The following is a 231-nucleotide window of genomic DNA, read 5'->3' as shown; positions in this document are numbered from 1 at the left end:
GGGTCAGCCAGGGCTGGGCCGGGGGCCGCTACGGCTTCATGGCGTTACCCCGCATCGGCCACGAGGTCATCGTCTCCTTCCTGGACGGCGATCCGGACCAGCCGATCATCACCGGCCGCACCTACCACGCGTCCAACACACCGCCCTACGCGCTGCCGGAACACAAGACCCGAACCACCTTAAAGACCCAGACCCACAAAGGGGACGGCTCCAACGAACTGCGCTTCGAAG

At 65.8% G+C, this 231-nt stretch carries 1 protein-coding gene; it reads left to right on the top strand.

Going from position 1 to position 231, the window contains the following annotated elements; genetic code table 11:
- Positions 1-231 (top strand): phage baseplate assembly protein V (locus EZI54_RS24265; RefSeq protein WP_242674597.1); only part of this gene is annotated, 231 nt, incomplete at both ends.

Source organism: Marinobacter halodurans, from assembly GCF_004327985.1.
Classification (GTDB): domain Bacteria; phylum Pseudomonadota; class Gammaproteobacteria; order Pseudomonadales; family Oleiphilaceae; genus Marinobacter_A; species Marinobacter_A halodurans.
This window is presented reverse-complemented; position numbering and strand designations above follow the sequence as displayed.